The 19,270-nt window shown below is 48.8% G+C and carries 16 protein-coding genes, 1 other RNA gene and 1 other annotated feature; all 17 genes read left to right on the top strand.

Translation table 11 applies throughout. The features are described from left to right. The first annotated feature begins 32 nt into the window (after positions 1-32). The 17 genes from ruvA (at position 33) to KNQ04_RS00910 (ending at position 19,249) form a co-directional block, all read left to right on the top strand. Positions 33-626 carry a Holliday junction branch migration protein RuvA gene (ruvA, locus tag KNQ04_RS00985; protein WP_214846713.1) on the top strand — a complete coding sequence of 198 codons (594 nt, stop codon included), beginning with the start codon at positions 33-35 and terminating at the stop codon, positions 624-626. A gap of 7 nt (positions 627-633) precedes the next feature. After that, positions 634-1,629 (top strand): Holliday junction branch migration DNA helicase RuvB, encoded by a 996-nt coding sequence (gene ruvB, locus KNQ04_RS00980; protein WP_088837524.1) that lies wholly within the window; start codon positions 634-636, stop codon positions 1,627-1,629. 3 nt (positions 1,630-1,632) lie between these two features. Then, on the top strand, positions 1,633-2,676 hold the full coding sequence (gene queA, locus KNQ04_RS00975; protein WP_214846712.1) for a tRNA preQ1(34) S-adenosylmethionine ribosyltransferase-isomerase QueA: 1,044 nt from the start codon (positions 1,633-1,635) through the stop codon (positions 2,674-2,676). Then, positions 2,673-3,818, top strand: coding sequence for a tRNA guanosine(34) transglycosylase Tgt (tgt, locus tag KNQ04_RS00970; protein ID WP_214846711.1), 1,146 nt, complete (start codon positions 2,673-2,675; stop codon positions 3,816-3,818). Before queA ends, tgt begins: the two co-directional genes overlap by 4 nt. A gap of 70 nt (positions 3,819-3,888) precedes the next feature. Then, positions 3,889-4,179, top strand: a complete 291-nt coding sequence (gene yajC / locus KNQ04_RS00965) for a preprotein translocase subunit YajC (RefSeq protein ID WP_214846710.1) — start codon at positions 3,889-3,891, stop codon at positions 4,177-4,179. 153 nt (positions 4,180-4,332) lie between these two features. Continuing rightward, a complete protein-coding gene (secD, locus tag KNQ04_RS15805) occupies positions 4,333-5,637 on the top strand; it encodes a protein translocase subunit SecD (RefSeq protein WP_353049698.1) in 1,305 nt (434 codons plus the stop codon). Then, positions 5,627-6,544, top strand: coding sequence for a protein translocase subunit SecF (gene secF / locus KNQ04_RS15800; protein WP_353049697.1), 918 nt, complete (start codon positions 5,627-5,629; stop codon positions 6,542-6,544). Before secD ends, secF begins: the two co-directional genes overlap by 11 nt. Positions 6,545-6,614: 70 nt before the next feature. Further along, positions 6,615-8,924, top strand: coding sequence for a single-stranded-DNA-specific exonuclease RecJ (gene recJ, locus KNQ04_RS00955; protein ID WP_214846709.1), 2,310 nt, complete (start codon positions 6,615-6,617; stop codon positions 8,922-8,924). After that, entirely contained in the window at positions 8,903-9,421 is a 519-nt protein-coding gene (locus tag KNQ04_RS00950; RefSeq protein ID WP_029331033.1) for an adenine phosphoribosyltransferase, read from the top strand. The genes recJ and KNQ04_RS00950 overlap by 22 nt, the downstream gene beginning before the upstream one ends. A gap of 140 nt (positions 9,422-9,561) precedes the next feature. Continuing rightward, the gene (locus tag KNQ04_RS00945; RefSeq protein ID WP_214846707.1) at positions 9,562-11,760 is read left to right on the top strand and encodes a RelA/SpoT family protein; all 2,199 of its coding nucleotides are present in this window, start codon (positions 9,562-9,564) and stop codon (positions 11,758-11,760) included. Positions 11,761-11,772: 12 nt separating this feature from the next. Next, positions 11,773-12,210: a D-aminoacyl-tRNA deacylase gene (dtd, locus tag KNQ04_RS00940; RefSeq protein WP_214846705.1), complete on the top strand. Its 438-nt coding sequence runs from the start codon at positions 11,773-11,775 to the stop codon at positions 12,208-12,210. A 56-nt stretch (positions 12,211-12,266) separates the two neighbouring features. Beyond that, positions 12,267-12,488: a binding site (T-box leader), on the top strand. A 43-nt stretch (positions 12,489-12,531) separates the two neighbouring features. Then, positions 12,532-13,812, top strand: coding sequence for a histidine--tRNA ligase (gene hisS, locus KNQ04_RS00935; RefSeq protein WP_251136810.1), 1,281 nt, complete (start codon positions 12,532-12,534; stop codon positions 13,810-13,812). Beyond that, positions 13,809-15,572 carry an aspartate--tRNA ligase gene (gene aspS, locus KNQ04_RS00930; RefSeq protein WP_214846703.1) on the top strand — a complete coding sequence of 588 codons (1,764 nt, stop codon included), beginning with the start codon at positions 13,809-13,811 and terminating at the stop codon, positions 15,570-15,572. The genes hisS and aspS overlap by 4 nt, the downstream gene beginning before the upstream one ends. Before the next feature lie 448 nt (positions 15,573-16,020). Then, complete coding sequence (locus tag KNQ04_RS00925) at positions 16,021-16,605, top strand: DNA-3-methyladenine glycosylase (RefSeq protein ID WP_214846701.1); 585 nt, start codon at positions 16,021-16,023, stop codon at positions 16,603-16,605. 309 nt (positions 16,606-16,914) lie between these two features. Then, positions 16,915-18,117 carry a DASH family cryptochrome gene (locus KNQ04_RS00920; RefSeq protein WP_214846699.1) on the top strand — a complete coding sequence of 401 codons (1,203 nt, stop codon included), beginning with the start codon at positions 16,915-16,917 and terminating at the stop codon, positions 18,115-18,117. 67 nt (positions 18,118-18,184) lie between these two features. Continuing rightward, a non-coding RNA gene (gene ssrS, locus KNQ04_RS00915) (6S RNA) lies at positions 18,185-18,373 on the top strand. A gap of 111 nt (positions 18,374-18,484) precedes the next feature. After that, positions 18,485-19,249: a tRNA threonylcarbamoyladenosine dehydratase gene (locus KNQ04_RS00910; protein ID WP_214846698.1), complete on the top strand. Its 765-nt coding sequence runs from the start codon at positions 18,485-18,487 to the stop codon at positions 19,247-19,249. Positions 19,250-19,270 lie beyond the last annotated feature (21 nt).

The raw sequence follows: 19,270 nt of genomic DNA, 5'->3' as shown, positions 1-19,270 counted from the left end.
GAGAGTTTGTAATTGGATGGGAGCGTTCTAAATTGATAGAATTCGTACGCGGCGAAGTCGCTTATGTCTGTGCAGAATTCGTGACGATCGAAGTCGGGGGGATTGGCTACAAAATCGTAGCACCGAACCCGTTTTTTTATCGGACCGGAGACGAACAGATTATCGTATATACGTATCATTATGTAAGGGAAGATCAAGAAGTGTTATTCGGATTCCGTTCGCGACGCGAGCGTGCGTTGTTCACGAAATTACTTGGCGTGACAGGGATTGGTCCAAAAGGAGCACTCGCAATCGTCGCGTCCGGGAACGTCGACGCGCTCGTCGAAGCCATTGAACAGGAAAAAGAAAGTTACCTCATCAAGTTCCCCGGCGTCGGTAAAAAGACGGCGAAACAGATGACACTTGATTTAAAAGGAAAACTTGCTGAACTTGCTCCTGATTATGTACCGAGCGAAGGGTTGTTTGCTCAAAGTAATGCCGAGTTGAACGAAGCATGTGAAGCATTGACGGCTCTCGGGTACAGTGACCGGGAAGTCGAAAAAGTCAAAAAGGCGCTTCAAGCAGAAGTGCTCTCGACGGATCAGTATGTCAAGCGGGCACTTCAGTTGTTATTGAATGTGAGGTGAGGACGGAATGGAAGAGCGGATTTTATCAGAATCAGCCCATGCAGAAGATCAAGAAGAGTGGAGTTTACGTCCACAAACACTTGATCAGTACATCGGTCAAGAGAAGGCAAAAGGCAACTTAAGTGTCTTCATCGAAGCAGCGAAGATTCGTCAAGAGACGCTCGATCACGTCCTGCTTTACGGTCCCCCCGGTCTCGGGAAAACGACACTTGCGACGATCATCGCCAACGAAATGGGCGTCGGTGTCAAGACGACGGCAGGACCGGCGATTGAGCGCCCAGGTGATTTAGCGGCAATCCTCTCGTCACTCGAACCGGGAGATGTCTTATTCATCGATGAGATTCATCGTCTCAGTCGTTCAATCGAAGAAATTTTGTATCCGGCGATGGAAGATTATTGCCTTGATATCGTGATCGGGCAAGGCGAACTGGCTCGAAGCGTGCGGATTGATTTACCACCGTTTACGCTCGTCGGTGCGACGACGCGGGCCGGGATGTTGTCTGCCCCGCTCCGTGACCGCTTCGGTGTGACACTGAAACTCGAGTATTATACGATGCCTGAACTCTCAGCGATCGTCACGCGGACGTCCCGCCTGTTCGGATTTGAAGCAGACCGGATGGCAGCGGAAGCGATCGCGCTCCGCTCGCGTGGTACACCACGGGTCGCCAACCGTCTCTTGCGGAGGGTTCGTGATTTTGCCCAAGTCGCCCATCAAACGGAAATCGATGCGACACTCGCGACGAGTGCACTTGACCGGCTTCATGTCGATGCGCTCGGACTGGATGATGTCGATCACCGGTTACTCCGTTCACTCGCTGAACGGTTTGCCGGCGGACCCGTCGGACTCGAAACGATTGCTGCAACGATCGGCGAAGACGCACAGACGATTGAAGACGTCTATGAACCCTACCTGTTACAACAAGGATTTTTACAACGGACGCCACGCGGTCGGGTGTTGACACCGTTCGCGCGGCAACATTTAGGATTGAAAGAAGGAAATTGACCCATGGATGTAAACTTATTTGATTTTCATTTACCGGAAGACCAGATTGCCCAAGTGCCACTGCTCGACCGGACGAGTTCGAAGCTGATGGTGATTGACCGCGAGACGGGTGCGTTACGTCACGAACGGTTCCATGATATCGTGTCGCACTTCAATGCCGGCGACACGCTCGTCATCAACGATACAAAAGTTTTGCCAGCACGTTTGTTTGGTGTCAAAGAAGAAACCGGTGGGAAAATCGAGCTGTTGCTGCTGAAACAGACGAGTGATGATGTCTGGGAGACGCTCGCGAAACCTGCAAAACGGGTGAAGCCGGGAACGGTGATTACGTTTGGTGACGGTTTACTGAAGGCCGAGTGCGTCGAAGCACTTGACGATGGGGGACGGATTTTGAAGTTCTCCTATGACGGTATCTTTTATGAAGTTCTTGACGAACTCGGGACGATGCCGCTTCCGCCATACATTCACGAGCAACTCGACGATCAAGACCGTTATCAGACGGTATATGCGCGCGAACGCGGAAGTGCTGCGGCACCGACTGCTGGACTCCACTTCACGCCGGAATTGTTGAAAGCATTGACCGATAAAGGTGTCACGCTGGCTCCATTGACGCTACACGTCGGACTCGGAACGTTCCGTCCCGTCTCGGTCGATGACGTCGACAGCCATAAAATGCACAGTGAATATTATGAGTTGCCGGAAAGCTCTGCTAAAATCTTACGCGAGACACGGGCGCGTGGCGGACGCATCATCGCCGTCGGAACGACGTCGACGCGGACGCTCGAGACGGTCATTCGCGATCACGGTGATTTTGTCGAAGCAACGGGCTGGACGGATATCTTTATCTATCCGGGGCAAGAAGTGAAAGCAATCGACGGTTTGATCACGAACTTCCATTTACCGAAGTCGACGCTGATCATGCTCGTCTCCGCCTTATCGACGCGGGAACATATCTTACATGCTTACGAAGAAGCCGTCGCAAACGGATACCGATTCTTTAGTTTCGGGGACGCGATGTTCTTAACAAGAGAGGAATTAAACCGATGACAAAACACGCAGTAACATACGAACACATTAAGACATGTAAACAATCAGGTGCGCGGTTAGGAATCGTCCATACGCCGCACGGTAGCTTTGAAACACCGGTCTTCATGCCCGTCGGAACACAAGCGACGGTCAAGACGATGGCACCGGAACAAATCAAGGACATGAACGCGAACATCATTCTTGCGAACACGTACCATCTCTGGGTCCGTCCGGGACATGATGTCATTAAAGAAGCAGGCGGCCTGCACAAATTCATGAACTGGGATGGCGCGATTTTAACGGATTCCGGCGGTTTCCAAGTCTTCTCGCTCGCGGATCTTCGAAATATCACGGAAGAAGGTGTCCATTTCCGGAATCACTTGAACGGGGACAAGCTGTTCTTATCTCCGGAAAAAGCGATGGAGATTCAAAATGCGCTCGGTTCAGACATCATGATGGCGTTTGACGAATGTCCGCCGTTCCCGGCGTCACACGAATACATGAAAGCATCGGTCGAACGGACAAGCCGTTGGGCAGAACGTTGTTTGACAGCACATGAACGTCCAGAAGACCAAGCGTTGTTCGGTATCATCCAAGGCGGCGAGTACGAAGATTTACGTCGTCAAAGCGCACGTGATCTCGCATCACTCGATTTCCCGGGCTATGCCGTCGGCGGCTTGTCGGTTGGAGAACCGAAAGATGTCATGTACCGGGCGCTTGAATTCACGACGCCACTCATGCCGGAAGATAAACCACGGTACTTGATGGGTGTCGGATCACCAGATGCCTTGATTGAAGGAGCGATTCGCGGCATCGATATGTTCGACTGTGTCTTGCCGACACGGATTGCGCGTAACGGAACATTGATGACGTCAAGCGGTCGACTGGTCGTCCGTAACGCGAAGTATGGACGCGATTTCCGTCCGCTTGACGAAAAATGTGATTGCTACGCATGTAAAAATTATTCACGTGCCTACATCCACCACTTGATTCGGGCCCAAGAAACATTCGGCTTACACCTCTGTTCGACACATAATCTTCACTTCCTCGTCAAGTTGATGGAAGGCGTCCGTCAAGCGATTCGTGAGGACCGTCTGCTTGATTTCAAAGAGGAGTTCTTCGAAGAATACGGTTATAATTTACCAAACGCAAAGAATTTCTGATTTATCGTCTGACAAATCAATCGTTTCAAGGTATAATGAACGTGATTTGAATGAAAAGGAGCTGACTCAGATGCAACAACTATTCACATTCCTCCCGATGATCTTGATCTTCGTGGTGTTTTATTTCTTGTTGATTCGTCCACAGAACAAACGCCAGAAGCAAGTCCGTGAAATGCAAACACAATTATCACGCGGTGACACGGTCGTCACAATCGGTGGACTCCACGGAGTCGTACAAAAGGTTGATGAAACGACAGTTACTTTAAAATCAGGGAATTCCCAATTGACGTTCAATCGTAGTGCGGTCGCGGAAGTTACAAAAAAATCAACGACTGTCATGGACGACGAAACCGTCGAATAAGGCAAGAAAAAGACGCTTTCCGAATTTCGGGGCGTCTTTTCTGTCTTTATATGAGAAAAACGATTGCTATGATTACCAGTTCTTATGTAAGCTAGGATAGGATACGAAAGTTGTCTGAAAATATACTGGGGTTTAGAGAAAGGACAATGTAGCATGGTTAAGAAAGGAAAACTAGCCACGTTTTTCATTATCGTCGCCGCATTACTGATATTGATCGGCACGACGTCGACATGGCTCTTAAAAGACACGAAACTCGGTCTTGATTTAAAGGGTGGATTTGAAGTGTTGTATGAAGTACAACCTTTAAAAGAAGGAGATGTCATCGACAACACGGCGATGAGCGCGACGCTGACGGCGATCGAGAACCGGGTCAACGTCCTTGGCGTATCGGAGCCGGACATCCGGATTGAAGGAAAAGACCGAATCCGTGTCCAACTCGCGGGTGTCAAAAACCAAAGCGAAGCACGTCAAATTCTGTCTTCGACAGCGGAATTATCGTTCCGTGATATCAACGATAAGTTGTTGCTTGACGGATCGGACTTAAAGGCGAAAGGTGCCAAAGTCGGATACGACCCGCAAACGAATGAACCGCTCGTCGAACTGACTATGAAATCAAAAGAAAAGTTCTATGAAGTGACCCAGCAGATTTCGAAGATGCAAGCACCAGCGAACCGTCTCGTCATCTGGCTCGACTACGCTAAAGGTGATACGTACGAAAAAGAAATCCAAAAAGAGAATTCAAAGATCGTCTCGGATGCATCAGTCAATCAACCGATCAACTCGGACAAGGCGATCATCTCGGGTGGTGACATCGACGCCGAGTACGGCAAACAATTGTCATCGATCTTAAACGCCGGAGCATTGCCGGTCAAACTCGACGAAATCTACTCGACATCCGTTTCCGCTGCTTTCGGGAAAGACGCGCTTGACCAAACGTTGTTTGCTTCGATGATTGGTGTTGCGGCCGTCTTCTTGTTCATGTTGTTGTTCTATCGTGTCTCTGGATTCGTTTCCATCATCACATTGTTGTTCTACATCTACCTTGTCATGATCTTCTTTAACGGCATCAATGCCGTCTTGACGTTGCCGGGTATCGCGGCACTTGTTCTCGGGGTCGGGATGGCGGTCGATGCGAACATCATCACAGCGGAACGGATTAAAGATGAATTACGAAGTGGGAAATCGGTCATGTCGGCATTCAAAGCCGGTAACCGCCGTTCATTCGGTACGATTCTTGATGCGAACTTAACGACGCTGATTTCAGCAGGAGTGCTCTACTACTTCGGAACAAGTACCGTCAAAGGATTTGCGATCATGTTAATGGTCTCGATTGCCGTTACTTTCGTCACGAACGTGTTCATCTCTCGTTACTTGATGCAACTTCTTGTCAGCAGCCGTTGGTTTGATAAGAAAAAATCATGGTTCGGCGTAAAGGAGAGTGAAATTCGTGAACTTTAATCCTACGAAATTCGATTATGTCAAACACCGTAAAGTTTATTTTACAATCACGATCGCTTTAGTGCTCCTGTCCGTCTTGTTGCTGTCGTTTCGGGGATTGAACCTCGGGATTGACTTCACGGAAGGAACGCGGGTCGAAATTTCTTCAGAAAATAAAATTCAAGAAAGCGAAGTCCGGTCTGTCATTGAAGAAGCGGGAATCGATGCTAAAGAAATCGACGGGATTCAATTTGCGCAAGGCGGAACGCTCGCGAACGTCACGTTCGTCGGTGAGTTCAGCCAAGATCAAATCGCGGAAATGAACAAAACGATTGAAGCGAAGTATAAAAAAGCACCAAGCATCTCGACGGTGTCACCGCAAGTCGGACGCGAAATTGCCCGAAATGCCATTTATGCGGTCTTGCTCGCTTCACTCGGGATTGTCATCTACGTTTCATTCCGTTTCCAACCGGCTTACGGAATCGCGACGGTACTTGCATTGCTCCATGATGCATTAATGATCATCGCCTTTTTCTCACTCTTCCAAATCGAAGTCAACTTGTACTTCATCGCCGCCGTCCTGACGATCATCGGGTACTCGGTCAATGATACGATTGTGACGTTCGACAGGGTGCGGGAGAACTTAGGGCGTCTTGAAAAAGGTGGCAAAACGGCATCGTTTGACGAGTTATGTACAGTTGTCAACGAATCGATTCAACAAACGATTATCCGTTCGATCAATACGGTCGTGACCGTCATCATGACGGCTGCTGCTTTGTACATCTTCGGGAGCGAAGCAATCCGAGGATTCAGCCTTGCTTTACTCGTCGGATTATTCATGGGGATGTATTCGTCCATCTTCATCGCAGCACAACTATGGCTCGTTATGAAAAAACGCACATTAAAACAACCAAAACAAGCTTCATGAAGACAATCCGCGTTGGGTATCACTGACGCGGATTTTGTCTTATAATGGGGAAGTTGATTGGAGGGATTGGATGTATCATTCAAAAAAAACATGGCTCGACAAAGCAGTCGACCCACTAAAAATAGACGAGCTGGTCGCGCAAGCGTCCGTCTCACCGAACGTAGCGCGTCTGCTTGTCCAGCGTGGTCTCGAGACACCGGCACAAGCAACGGCCTTTTTAGAGGCAGCGGACATGCCGTTCCACGATCCGTTTTTGTTTCAGGACATGGAAAAAGTCGTCTCACGGATTAAGGAAGCGGCCGATCAAGGTGAAATGATCTTGATTTATGGCGATTATGACGTCGATGGTGTCAGCTCGGCTGCCATCCTGTGGCATGCCTTAACCGAAATCGGGGCGATGGCGGAGTGTTATATCCCGAATCGCTTCACGGAAGGGTATGGACCAAATGAAGCAGCGTTCCGCTGGGCAGTCGAAGAAGGGTTTGGTCTCATCATCACCGTCGACTGTGGAATTTCTGGCATCAAGGAGGCGGCCGTCTTAAAAGAGTTAGGTGTCGACCTCATCATCACGGATCACCATGAGGCGAAAGAGGTTCTTCCGGACGCCTATGCGATGATTCATCCGGGCGTCGACCGCAATTACCCATTCTCGAAACTGGCTGGGGCAGGCGTCGCGTTTAAAGTCGCGCAAGCGTTGCTCGAACGTGTCCCGACGGAGCTCCTGGATCTCGCCGTGCTCGGAACGATTGCCGACTTAGTTCCGCTCGTTGACGAAAACCGATTGCTTGCGACAAAAGGAATTGAAGCGTTGAATGCAAGTGAACGACCGGGAATCCTCGCTTTACGCCAAGTCTGTAGTTTGACGGAAGATGAACTGACAGAAGAATCGGTCGGATTTGCGTTTGGTCCCCGCATCAATGCGGCCGGACGACTCGATTCCGCGATGCCGGCACTCGAAATGTTACTTGCTGAGACACTCGAGGAAGCCGTCGTACTCGCAAACCAGCTTGACCAACAAAATAAACAACGGCAAGACATCGTCAAACAAATCGCGGAAGAAGCGACAGCACTTGTCGAAGAAAAGTATGTAGGGGATCGTGTCCTCGTTGTGGACGCGTACAACTGGAATCCAGGTGTCGTCGGGATTGTCGCTTCACGCCTCGTCGAGAAATATCACCGTCCGGTCATCATGCTCTGTCATGATGCGGAGAAAGGGACGGCGAAAGGGTCTGGCCGGTCGATTGCGGCGTTCGATTTGTTTGCCGAGCTGACGTTATGCGAAGACATCTTACCGCACTTCGGTGGTCACCCGGCTGCTGCCGGCATGACACTCTCGTCGGATGACGTCGTAGCTTTACGTGAACGCTTGAATGCACAGGCTGCGAAACTTCCGGATGAGGCCTTCATCGCGACGATTGAAATCGACTTGCGGTTACATGTTTCTGATGTCTCAATCGGATTGATTGAGGAGATCGGTCGCTTGTCTCCGTTCGGTATGGGGAATCCGGCGCCACGCATCGTCATCGAAGACGCTAAAATTCGGGACATGAAACGGATTGGTCGTGATTTGACCCATTTGAAGGCACTATTATCCGATGGAACATCAGAGTTAGATGGGATTGGTTTTGGTTTCGGAGATGCGGTTGACGAAATTTCACTGCTCGCTGAAGTTTCCTTGATGGGGAGTCTGAACATCAATGAGTGGAATGGTTTTCGGAAACCCCAATTGATGATTCAAGATTTAGCCGTCGCAGATTATCAGTTATTTGATTACCGCGGCGGAAAAAAACCATTAACGGACATTTTTGAGTTGCCGCAAGAACAAACGACGCTCGTTGCGTTTTCGGACGAAACAAAACAAAAATATGCCGAACGTCCGCTGAATGGATCAATTCAAGAAAATATCGTCTTCCTTGATTTACCAGAGACGGAAGAAGCGTTCTTACCATACTTGAAACAGGCGGAACGGATTTATTGTGCGTTTAAGGATGAAGGCTACTACTTCGAGGCGATTCCGTCCCGTGAAGACTTCAAACATTACTTTAATTACTTCGCAAAATGTCCACGTGAAGAGTTACGAATCGGACTCGTTCGTTTGTCGAAAACAAGAAAATGGTCGAAACGTTCGATTAACTTTATGCATTCAGTGTTTTCGGAACTGGATTTTCTTGTTACAATGGAGGACGGGCTACCGGGTGTGAACCCAGACGCTGAAAAACGGGATTTGACGGAGGCCGCGACGTACAAGCGTCATGAAGAACGTCAACGTCTCGAGCAACAATACATTTATTCGTCACTCGCTCAGTTGAAAGAGCGTTTTGATACTTTAGTGGAAGCGGCGAAGCAGGAGGAAATGACATGGAGTTCAAACAGCATATAAAAGAGGTCGAGAACTGGCCGAAAGAAGGAATTAGCTTTAAAGACATCACATCATTGATGGAAAATGGTCCAGCTTACAAACAATCGGTCGATGCACTCGTCGACTATGCACGTAAGCAAGGGGCAGATGTCATCGCAGGACCTGAAGCACGTGGTTTCGTCGTTGGATGTCCAGCGGCATACGCAATGGAAATCGGGTTTGTGCCTGTGCGTAAAGAAGGGAAGTTGCCACGTGAGACAGTCCGTGTCGAGTATGGTCTTGAGTACGGAAAAGATGTCTTGACGATGCACCATGATGCCATCAAACCAGGGCAACGTGTTGTCATCTTAGATGATTTGCTTGCAACAGGCGGTACGATCGAAGCGACAATCAAAATGATTGAACAACTTGGTGGTACGGTTGCGGGAATCGGGTTCTTGATCGAATTAGACGGGCTTGGTGGACGTGAAAAACTAGCAGGTTACGATATTTTGTCATTGATTCGCTACGAAGACTGATGACGGTAATACTCTCCCGACGAACTTGTCGGGGGGGTATTTCTTTTTATTTTGACATCCTATAAAAATTTCACGATAATAGAAGATATATATTAGGGATTGAGGCGTATATAATCCCGGGGACTGGGTGAGGAAAAGGGATGACAAATAAACAAATCGTAAATGTAGAAGACCTTCTCGCTCGATGTGCGGAGTACATGACAGAAGCAGAAGTGAACGATATTGAACGTGCCTACCAATTCGCAAAAGACGAGCATGATGGTCAATTTCGTCGGTCGGGTGAACCATACATCATCCACCCGGTTCAAGTCGCCGGGATTCTTGTCGATATCGGACTCGACGCCACGACGATCGTTGCGGCACTTCTTCATGATGTCGTAGAAGATACCGAGATTACGCTTGCAGAGTTGACGGAACGGTTTGGACCGGACGTCGCGATGCTCGTTGATGGTGTGACGAAACTCGGGAAAATCAAATATAAATCAAAACGTGAAGAGTTAGCAGAGAATCACCGGAAGATGTTTATCGCGATGGCAGAAGACATCCGTGTCATCTTGATTAAGCTCGCTGACCGTCTGCATAATATGCGGACGTTGCAACATATGGTCAAAGAAAAGCAAGTCCAAAAAGCAGAAGAAACGCTCGAAATCTTTGCGCCGCTTGCGCATCGTCTCGGGATTTCGACGATCAAATGGGAGCTTGAAGACATCAGCCTCCGTTATATCAACCCGCAGCAATACTACCGGATCGTCTCGATGATGAAACAAAAACGGACGGAGCGTGAAGCACTCGTCACGTCAGTCATCGATGAAGTCAACGTCGTCCTTGGAGAAGTCCAAATCGCTGCCGAGGTCGATGGCCGTCCGAAACACATCTACTCGATTTACAACAAGATGCAAAACTCAAAAAAAGAGTTCAGTGAGATTTATGATTTGATGGCAGTCCGAATCATCGTCGACTCGATCAAAGATTGTTACGCTGTCCTCGGTATCATCCATACGCAATATAAACCGATGCCGGGTCGGTTCAAGGATTACATTGCAATGCCGAAGCCGAATATGTACCAGTCGTTGCATACGACCGTCATCGGACCGAAGGGAGAGCCGCTTGAAGTTCAAATTCGGACGCGAGACATGCACTTCATCGCCGAGTACGGGATCGCCGCACACTGGGCGTATAAAGAAGGAAAAGAGCAGGAAGCGAAATCAGGCTTTGAAGATAAGATTGCCCATTTCCGTGAAATCTTAGAATTACAAAAAGATACGGCCGATGCGGAAGAGTTCATGGAGTCCGTCAAAGTCGATTTCTTTAGTGATATGTTATACGTCTTCACACCAAAAGGCGATGTCATCGAGTTGCCGAAAGGCTCTGTCCCGATCGATTATGCCTACCGGATCCATACGGAAATCGGTCACCGGACGATCGGTGCGAAGGTCAACGGACGGATGGTCCCGATCGATTATAAGTTGAAGACAGGCGATATCATTGAAATCGTGACGTCAAAACATAGTTATGGTCCAAGTAAAGACTGGTTAAAAATCTGTGTCTCGAGTCAGGCGAAAAATAAAATTCGTCAATGGTTCAAACGGCAACAGCGTGAAGAAAATGTCCTCAAAGGTCGCGAGTTGATTGAAGCAGAAGTCAAAAAACTTGGCTTTGAGCCGAAGGAAGTCATCACGGATAAAACACTTGAAGACGTCACGCGAAAGTTCAACTTCGGTCAAGAAGAAGACATGTATGCCGCAGTCGGCTATCATGGTTTGACAGCTGCTCAGGTCGCCCATAAATTGACGGAAAAATTACGCAAAGACAAAGAGTCGAAAAACTTAGAGTTAAATGACGCCATCAGTGAGATGAAAACATTTGACCGGCCGAAAAAACAAAATCCGGAAGGTGTGCGTGTCAAAGGGATCGATAACATGCTCGTCCGGATGAGTCGTTGTTGTAACCCGGTTCCGGGGGATGATATCGTCGGTTATATTACACGCGGACGTGGCGTGTCGATTCACCGTTCGGATTGCTTAAATGTTTTGAATGAACAAAATCCGGAACGGCTGCTCGAAGTTGAGTGGGAACACGAAGGCAAGACGGTCAAAAGCTATAATGTCGAAATTGAAATCTCAGGGTATGACCGTGCGGGTCTGCTCAATGAAGTATTGCAGTCCGTTTCAGCAACAAACACGAATATCGTTGCCGTCAGCGGGAAGGGCGATGACAGTAAACAAGCGAAGATTTCGATGACGATCGCGATCAATAACGTCAATCACTTACAAAAAGTCGTCGACCGGATTAAACAAATCTCAGACGTGTATGCCGTGCATCGCGTCATGATGACGTAAGGAGCGGATAGGATGCGAGTCGTTTTACAACGCGTGAAAGAAGCGAGCGTGACGGTTGACGAGGCAGTCATCGGTCAAATCGACCAAGGGTTCTTATTGCTCGTCGGTGTCACGCATGAGGACACGCTCGATCAAGTCCATTGGTTAGCGGATAAAATTGCCGGTCTACGCGTATTCGAGGATGAGGAAGAACGGATGAATCGTTCGCTCGACGATGTTGACGGAAAAATTTTATCGGTCTCCCAGTTCACGTTATACGGAGACGTCAAAAAAGGACGGCGTCCGGCATTTACCGAAGCCGCGAAACCGGACCTTGCAAACGAACTTTATGAAGCCTTCAACTCACGGCTTCGTTCGAACGGGGTTACGGTCGAAACCGGTCAGTTTGGTGCGATGATGGATATTGCCCTCATCAATGACGGACCGGTCACGTTAATTTTAGAAAAGTGACCAAAGTCTTGACAGGACTTCGGGAACGATGCAATATAAATGGTAACAGAACGATTTTAGAACCGATGACGAAGAGGAGTAATCCAAGACCTCGTCTGCTTAGAGAGTCGCCCCTTGGCTGAAAGGGTGATCAGATGAACTGGGTGAAAGACCCTTCCGAGGTATTTTCCTGAACACTGCAGTAGGGAAAATCGTAAGCAGGCGTTAACTGCACCGAGTGGCTGATTTTTTCAGCAACCAGGGTGGTACCACGGGATCTTCAAGTTCTCGTCCCTTTGCGGACGAGGACTTTTTTGTATTCATTTTTAAGGAGGAATTAGGATGAAATTACCACGCGGTACGTTTGATATCCTTCCAGGGACGGTTGAACGCTGGCAGTATATCGAAAATCAATTACGTGAGATCAGTAAACGATACAACTATAAAGAAATTCGGACACCAATCTTTGAAGAAACAGAACTCTTCAAACGGGGTGTCGGAGAAACGACCGACATCGTTCAAAAAGAAATGTTCATGCTCGAAAAACGTGGGAAAGATCAATTTACACTTCGTCCGGAAGGGACGGCGGCGGTCGTGCGTTCATTCGTTACGAACAAACTCTACGGGGCGCCGAACCAGCCGACAAAATTGTTCTACATTGGACCGATGTTCCGTTATGAGCGGCCGCAAGCAGGACGTTTCCGCCAGCTCCACCAATATGGCGTCGAAGCACTTGGCAGTGAAGAACCGGCGATCGATGCGGAAGTCATCAGTCTCGCGATGAGCATCTACCGGTCGTTTGGTCTGAAGCAATTAAAACTCGTCATCAACTCGCTTGGTGACAGTGAAAGTCGTGCCGCACACCGCGAAGCACTCGTCAATCACTTCAAGCCGGTCGCACACGAACTGTGTCAAGATTGTCAAAACCGCTTGGAAGCAAATCCGTTGCGGGTCCTTGACTGTAAAGTCGACCGGAATCACCCGAGTATGGCGACGGCACCATCGATTCTCGATTTCTTGAACGCGTCATCGAAAGATTACTTCGATCAAGTCTTGTCGCACCTTGATGCGTTAGGCATCGAGTACGTCATCGATCCGACACTCGTCCGTGGTCTCGACTATTACAACCACACGTCATTTGAAATCATGTCCGAGGCAGAAGGTTTCGGTGCGATTACGACGCTTTGCGGCGGGGGACGTTATAACGGACTCGTCGAACAAATCGGTGGTCCTGCGACGCCGGGGATCGGATTTGGGATCGGAATCGAGCGCCTCTTGATGGCACTTGAGAATGAACAAGTCTTGCCGGAAATCGACGAAGCGATCGATGTCTTCATCGTCGCCCAAGGCAATGAAGAAGTCGAAAAAACAGCGACACGCCTTCTCCAATTGATGCGTCTCGAAGGACTCACGGCAGACCGTGATTATCTCGGACGGAAGTTTAAAGGGCAGTTCAAGGCAGCGGACCGGATGAAGGCGCGGTATACGGTCATACTCGGTGATGAAGAAGTCGAGCGTGGTGCCGCAGCATTAAAAAACATGGAGACAGGCGAACAGACAGATGTTCCCTTGTCGGCGGTCGCAGATACGATCGTCGCAAAATTAAAGGAGGCAACACAATGATCGGACGCACACATATGAATGGACACGTGACGGAAGATGTCATCGGACAATCCGTCCAGCTAAAAGGATGGGTTCAAAAACGACGTGACCTCGGGGGCTTGATTTTCCTCGATCTTCGCGACCGGACGGGAATCGTCCAAGTCGTCTTCCAACCGGAAAACGAACAAGCCCACCGTCTAGCAGAATCGATTCGTTCCGAGTACGTGCTTGATATTAAAGGGAAAGTCGTACAACGTGAAAATCCGAATCCAAACATTCCGACAGGGCTCGTTGAAGTCGTTGCGGACGAAGTCGTCATTTTGAACGCTTCAAAAATGACGCCATTCCCAATCAGTGAGGAAGCAGAGCAAACGTCTGAAGATCTTCGTTTGAAGTACCGCTACCTTGATTTACGTCGTCCGTCGCTCCAAGAGACATTCCGTCTCCGTTCGAAAGCTTCGAACATCATGCGGAACTTCCTTGACGAGCAAGACTTCCTTGAGGTCGAAACACCGATTTTGACGAAGTCGACACCGGAAGGCGCGCGTGACTATCTCGTACCAAGCCGTGTCCACCCGGGTGAATTCTATGCGTTACCACAATCACCACAGTTGTTTAAACAGTTATTGATGGTGTCTGGTTTTGAACGTTACTTCCAAATCGCACGGTGTTTCCGTGACGAAGATTTACGGGCAGACCGTCAGCCGGAGTTCACGCAAGTTGATATCGAGACGAGCTTCATGGACGTTGAAGACTTGTATGCGATGATGGAGTCGATGATGACACGAGTCATGAAAGAAACACTCGGAAAAGACATCACAACACCGTTCCCACGGATGCCATATGCAGAAGCGATGAGCCGGTTCGGTTCGGATAAACCGGATACACGCTTCGGTCTCGAACTGATTGATGTTGCGGAAGCCGTCAAAGGCGCAGGCTTTAAAGTCTTCGACATGGCGCTTGAAGCGGGTGGCGAAGTTAAAGCGTTGAACGTCAAAGGTGCAGCGGACAACTTCTCACGCAAAGACATCGATAAATTACAAGAGTTCACGGCAATTTATGGTGCGAAAGGTCTTGCTTGGGTCAAAGTGACTCCTGACGGCTTAAACGGACCAATTGCCAAATTCTTTGACGAAGCAGCCGCTGCGCGTCTCGTCGCAGCGACAGAGGCAGAAGCAGGCGACTTACTCGTCTTCGTCGCAGCAAAAGCGTCAATCGTCGCGGATAGCCTTGGTGCACTTCGTCAGAAATTGGCGAAAGAACTTGGTTTGATTGACGAGTCGGTCTTCAATTTCCTCTGGGTGACAGACTTCCCGCTCGTGACGTTCGAAGAAGAAGACGGCCGTTTCTATGCGAATCACCACCCATTCACGATGCCACGACGCGAAGATCTCGACAAACTTGAAACAGACCCGGGTAGCGTCCTTGCTGTCGCCTATGACCTTGTCTTGAACGGGTATGAGCTCGGTGGCGGATCGCAACGGATTTACGAACGTGATATCCAAGAGCGGATGTTCAAATTGCTTGGTTTCACGGAAGAAGAGGCGAACGAACAGTTCGGATTCTTAATGGAAGCCTTTGAATACGGTACACCGCCGCACGCCGGTATCGCACTCGGTCTTGACCGTCTGATCATGTTACTCGCAGGACGGACGAATTTACGCGATACGATTGCGTTCCCGAAAACGGCGTCAGCGAGCGACTTGTTGACAGCAGCACCAAGCCCGGTCTCGGACGCACAATTAAATGAATTGTCGATCCGGACGGCCGTTAAACAATAATCGGTACAACAGACTTTCTTCCTCTTTTGGAAGGGAGTCTGTTCAGATTGTAGACAACGTGCTATCAGGAGATCAAGCGTCTGTTTTCGTTGCTTTCCTCGGGCGAGGCGCAAGCCGTTGCTCCTTGGTCCTCGGACAATGAGCAGGGTCTTGCCTGCCTCTGAACGTGCGTTAAAAACGCACTTTTCCCGTAGGAGTCAACGAAACGTGACGCTTTTTAGATCATACCGTGAGGGAAATCCAGTCATGTAGACGGTTTAGAGCAAAATATGTCTTGGTACCGCATGTTTACGCTTCTTAATCGTTTGTAAACACGCTGAACAGACTTTCTTCCTCTTTTGGAAGGGAGTCTGTTTTTCTAAGAAAGAAAAGAGCGGCAAAACAGATAGGAACATCACAATCTAAAGGCAGGTTTGTCTGCAAGATGTTTTATGAGGAGGGAATCGAAATGGAACGCTCATTTTTTGAACGGTCACCGCTTGACGTCGGGAAAGAAGTGATTGGAAGTATACTGACGGTTGATGACGTCACGATGCGAATCGTCGAGGTTGAAGCGTATCTCGGACCACACGATCAAGCAGCACATTCTTATAGTGGACGCCCGACGAAGCGGACGGCACCGATGTTCGGTGAAGCGGGTCATCTCTATGTCTACTTCACCTATGGCATGCATCACTGCTTAAATTTCGTCTGTGGTGAAGTCGGGCAAGGGTACGCCGTCTTACTGCGTGGGGCGGAAATCCTTTCGGGTCACGACATCGTTGCCAATCGACGATTTCAGACATCTTATCAGGAACTGACGAAAGCACAACAAAAAAACTTAGTCAATGGACCGGCAAAGCTCTGTCAGGCTTTCGGGTTAACGACTGCTGAGTCGGGTGAAGATTTGTACCAAGAACGGTTTCGACTCGTTGCGGGCCCATCCGGACAAATCGTCGAGACGACACGAGTCGGGATTCCGAATGCCGGTGAAGCAACACACTATCCGTGGCGGTTTTATGAAGCAGGGAGTCACGGTGTCAGCAAAAAGTAACGACAAAAAAAGACGCGAGGACCAAAGGGGTCCATCGCGTCTTGTTGCTTTATTTAGGTGTGTTCGTTGTTTTTTTAGCTTGTTGTTGTTTGTAAAATTTATAGACGATTGGTCCGACTGTCGTCGCGAGCGTAATCAACGTTCTTAATTTACCTTTTTTAGCCATCGGTCTGTCACTCCTTACTGCGTTTTGTATTAATTATATTCCACGAAAACAAAAAGATGAAACCTTTTCGGCACATTAATCATTTGCAGGATGGAAGAAGATTGAGATAGTACGGGTAAGAGATAACAAAGGAGTTGAGTGACATGGCAGGAGTCGTTTGGTATCGAAATGATTTACGGGTCGACGATCATGAAGCGTTGACGCAAGCCTGTGCTAAGCAAGGCGAGGTTCGGGCAGTCTTCATTCAACAAGAGAGGGGACAACGGGGACAGCAACAAGTCATCTTTGAGCAAGAGACATTACATGCCTTACGCAATCATTTAGGGCAACTCGGCATCGAACTGACAATATTACAAGGGGAGACGGTTGAACAACTGACATCGTTCATTCAACCGGAAGACGTCGTTTATTTTCACCGGATGACGGGTGAATACGAAGCACGACAGGAAAACGAAGTACAGCAGCGTTTTACGACGCGGATGTACGAGACCCAGACGCTCCATCTCCGGGAAGATATCGGCAGTGACGAACTGAAACGTGTTTTTACGGCCTTCCGGAAAAGAGTCGAACACGGTGGCCGGTTCGCGGAGCCGATCGAAGCACCCGGAAACGTACGGTATATCGAACCGCAGCAAACGAGAGCCGGTTATGACCCGCGAACCGCGTTCCCGTTCATGGGAGGCGAGGCGGCCGGCCGGGACCGGTTAACAGCGTATCTGGAACAGCCGATTTTCACCTACAAAGAAACACGGAACGGCTTTAACGTTGATGATTCTTCCAAACTCTCCGCCTGGCTTGCCAACGGTTCACTGTCTCCGCGACGGGTCATGGCAGAACTGCAACGGGTGGAACGGGAATACGGTGCGAATGAATCGACTTACTGGTTATACTTTGAATTATTGTGGCGTGATTTCTTCCATTTGACGATGCGCGAGACGGGACACCGGCTGTTTCGTCCGAACGGTTTAAAGGACGGTCGCTTGACATGGAAGACGAATCAGGCGGCAATCGATTCCTGGATGGCCGGACAGACGGGAGAACCGTTTGTCGATGCCTTCATGCGGGAAATCAAGGAGACCGGTTGGATGTCGAACCGCGGACGTCAAATTACCGCCAGTTATCTGATTCACGACTTGAAGCAGGATTGGCGCATCGGTGCACGATACTTTGAACAGCAATTGATTGATTACGACGTTGCCTCCAATTACGGTAACTGGGCATATATCGCAGGTGTCGGAAATGCGACCCGGACACCCCGGTTTAATCCTGAATTTCAACAACAAACATATGATCCGAACAGAGCATTTATCCGACGCTGGTTGTCAAGTGAAATGACTGAAAAATGACCAAATTTTCAGAGGCAGAACCAGTTGCTTTTCGATAAGGGGAATGCTATATTAAATGCAACAGATGGGGTTCCTGAAATGTACGAGAGCCGCCTTTTATCTTTGAGCCACTCTTTTTTGATAGGGAGTTTGACGTTCCAACTAGTAGTACATGCCTCGTAACACAGCAGGAGGACGTACGAATAGGAATCGGATAAGACACCCACCTGCACAGCAGGTTCAAAATAAGGTATCGACACGGCACTTCGGGTCCCATCGTCTTTTTATTAAAATTAAAAAAGCTTCTTTAAAAAAGACACGTCGCATGACGTTTTTTTTTATGATATAATTCCGAGTAAAACAGTATGAGAATTGTGAGGTTAGAGACATGTTACATCAATTTTCACGTAATGAACTAGCAATCGGTAAGATGGGACTTGAGGCATTGGCATCAAAGTCTGTCGCCATCTTAGGAATCGGTGGTGTCGGATCGTTTTCGGCAGAAGCACTAGCACGAAGCGGTGTCGGACGATTGATTCTCGTCGATAAGGATGATATCGATATCACGAACGTCAACCGGCAAATCCACGCCTTGCTTCCGACCGTCGGACAACCGAAGGTCGATGCGATGGCAGATCGGTTGATGTTAATCAATCCCGATCTAGAAATCGTCCGCCTAAAGATGTTCTACAATGAAGAAACGTACGAATCCTTTTTTGACCAACAACCAGACTACGTCATCGATGCGTCAGATACCGTATCGTTCAAAATTCATTTGATTAAAGAGTGTAAACGGCGCAACATTCCTATCATCTCGAGCATGGGGATGGCTAATAAAATGGATCCGACGCGGATTAAGATCGTTGACATCAAAGATACGACGTATGATCCATTAGCAAAAGTCATCCGGACACGTTTACGCAAGGAAGGCATCCATAAAGGCGTTCCTGTCGTCTTCTCGGATGAACCACCCGTCAAAATCATCGAAGAAGTGCGTCAAGTCGTCGGAAATGATGAAGCGGTCATTCGAAAAGCGAAGATGCCACCCAGTTCGAACGCATTTGTTCCTTCGGTGGGTGGATTGATTGCAGCGAGTCATGTCATCAATGAGATTGTTCGGGAAGCAGGGGTTACGATCGAGCGCGTCCGTTAAAAAAAGCGACCACTTCGGTCG

The sequence above is a fragment of the Exiguobacterium sp. s193 genome (assembly GCF_018618755.1).
In the GTDB taxonomy this organism is placed as follows: Bacteria; Bacillota; Bacilli; order Exiguobacteriales; family Exiguobacteriaceae; genus Exiguobacterium_A.
The sequence above is the reverse complement of the archived record's forward strand: the minus strand, read 5'-3'. Positions and strand labels throughout refer to the sequence as shown.